General features: G+C 55.7%; 4 protein-coding genes. All 4 read right to left on the bottom strand.

The genetic code is table 11. The features are described from left to right. Positions 1-556, bottom strand: a 556-nt coding sequence (locus tag ACJHX3_RS24680) for an Rpn family recombination-promoting nuclease/putative transposase (protein WP_410236239.1), incomplete at its 3' end; no start/stop codon positions are given. After that, positions 553-942, bottom strand: coding sequence for a hypothetical protein (locus tag ACJHX3_RS24675; RefSeq protein ID WP_000833767.1), 390 nt, complete (start codon positions 940-942; stop codon positions 553-555). The genes ACJHX3_RS24680 and ACJHX3_RS24675, both read right to left, overlap by 4 nt. 176 nt (positions 943-1,118) lie before the next feature. Next, positions 1,119-1,385 (bottom strand): hypothetical protein, encoded by a 267-nt coding sequence (locus tag ACJHX3_RS24670; protein ID WP_001247860.1) that lies wholly within the window; start codon positions 1,383-1,385, stop codon positions 1,119-1,121. Positions 1,386-1,477: 92 nt separating this feature from the next. Continuing rightward, positions 1,478-1,912 (bottom strand): hypothetical protein, encoded by a 435-nt coding sequence (locus ACJHX3_RS24665; RefSeq protein ID WP_000218862.1) that lies wholly within the window; start codon positions 1,910-1,912, stop codon positions 1,478-1,480. Positions 1,913-2,405 lie beyond the last annotated feature (493 nt).

The following is a 2,405-nucleotide window of genomic DNA, read 5'->3' as shown; positions in this document are numbered from 1 at the left end:
TATGCTTCATCAGCAGCGTCAGTGCGGCCATCCGGCGATGGTTCATGATTTCATTGTCATCAACGACAGTGATATCAACCAGCGGAAACGGCTTTGTGTATATTTTAGCCGCAAGAGCCGGATTCTCAAAACAGCCCAGCCAGTTCATGCTGTACGGGTACGGGCTGCGCTCACCGTGATAGAACAGCACCGGAATGACCAGTGGCAATGTTTTGTGCTGCTCCAGATGTCTCTGCATCGCCGCCACACTGTAACGTAACATGCGAAAAGGCATGTACAGATTTTCGGTGCTCTGGTGCTCGATGAGCGTATAAACATAGCCGTCTTCACCCCCGGTGGTTTTCACGCTCCAGAGGATATCGCTGGCGTACTGATGCAGGTCCGGCTCTACAAAGGTGGCGGGTTCCAGCTTCAGCGTGGACAGGTCGCACAACTGCCGGTACTCCGCAGGAAGATGCAGTTCCAGAAAATCTCTGGCGACGTCGGGATTCGCCAGGAACGACCGGAAAGCGGCATCATGCGGCGTGGGCGTTGTGGTGTTTTTCTTCTTACTCACGGTTCCTCCATCAAATCAGCAGCATCGCAGCAATCATCGCCCAAATCCCCACAACCGAGAGGACAGCAATTGCGTTCAAAGCCATGACAACAATAGCCGCGTTCTGAGTCACGGCGTATTTCTTCAGCAATCTCTTCTGCGGAAAGGTAATCAAACTCCTCACGGGCCAGTTCCAGGACCAGTAGATGTTGTTCTGTCGGCAATGTGGCCACAAAATTATCAATAGCAGCACTCAAACGTCGCTGATATAGCTCATAAACAAGACCACAACGGGGCATTAGTTCTTCGGATAATAGTTCCAGTTTTGAGCGAATTCTGTCAGCGTTGAAAGTGACTTCATCAAAAGACATATGAAAAGCTTTGTCAGTATCAAAACAAGACTTCATTGTTATCTCCAGCCCTCCCGGGCCCTGAATGAAAGAGAATCTGTTTCCCTTTTCTGTTTTTTGTGGAGACACCATGCAACACAGACGTCGTGATGTTTTTCATCTTGCTCACGGTTCCTCCTGGTAAAGTACCTGAACACATCCTGCCACCTGCACAGGCAGACGGCAGGGGTTAATCAGTGACAGACCCGTTCAATTTCAAGCGCGCGGAGCAGGTGGCCCCATTCGCTGACTTTCATAGCGGGGATACGTACCCGCTTCTGCTCACTGCAGCGTCTGGCGATATGACCGCCCATCGCCAGGACGTCCGGGTTAATCTCATCCGGTGCCAGTTCCTGGCGTCTGAAGCGGGTATGGCGGTGCAGGGGTTTGTTCTCCCGCAGGCACTCTTCACGCAGACGCTTTACATACTCGGCGGTTGCGAAGATAATTGATGGTCTCATGGCATAATCTCCATAGTTAGTGAATGAGATGCCGGACTTCCGTACGGGGAAGCGCCAGCGGAGAAAGGCAGGGTTTATCGCCCTGCTTTTTTTCATTCCGGACAGCGACGCAGTGCCAGCGCGAGCGCTTTCATCTTCCAGCCTTCCGGCGTGCGGTACATCACCTTCCAGTAGCCGTCGATGAACACATAATGGAAGCGCACCTCTTCAGTGCTTTCAGTGGCAATAGCCTCCCTGAAAGAACGGTACTCACGCGCCTCACTGTCCATCCGGAAACCACTGTCACGTCCGTAATAAGCCGTCACACCGTCCACCGGGTTCTGAAGCGTATGCCCGGCGGGTTTGTCGCAACGGGGACCAAGGCAACGGATATCACCGTGTTCAACCAGGGCTTCGGCCTGCTGACCGGTGGCATAGTGGGTATGCAGGATGCGACCGTTCCAGGTCGGCTCACCGTGCAGGTGGCAGTAAACGGTACGGAACACCCCGTCGCGGCAAAAAACGGAAATCGTGCTGCTGACTGTCATGAAAACGTCTCCTTCTGCTGAATCAGGTCGCCGGGCCGACCGGTTGCTCCCCCGGAGGGGCGAAAGCCCCTTCTGCCGTCCACTTCTTCGGGGTTTCTCCCCGCAGTGGACCTTTCCGATGGGGCAGCGACAGCCACGGCACGGGGCAGTTGTCCGGGGGCAGACGCAAAAGTTTTTGACGCTTGCGGCAAAAAGTTTTGTGGCTGGTACATCTCTCCCCTGGACGGCTGAAACGTGTTGTGGCCGCTTCAGCCCCCGGAAAGTCCACAGCGGGGAAACAGGCCGCAGGGGGGGCGGCGGAAGGGCAGACAACTGCGCCATCAGGCGCAGTTTCCTTACACACCGTCAGGTGTGCAGGGAGCGCAGGTCACGGCGCGACAGAGGCGGCGCGACCGGAACGGTCGCTGCAAGCCTGGTTTTTCAGACATCGGACCGTAGCGGCAGCCCGAAACCGCGCCAGCGGGTTCGGCGGAGACTGGCGGGTGCGCCAGCA

Origin of the sequence: Escherichia sp. WS1265, assembly GCF_046487585.1 — a bacterium.
Taxonomy (GTDB): Bacteria; Pseudomonadota; Gammaproteobacteria; order Enterobacterales; family Enterobacteriaceae; genus Escherichia; species Escherichia coli.
Note: the sequence above shows the minus strand (reverse complement) of the source record. Positions and strands in the feature narration are given on the sequence as shown.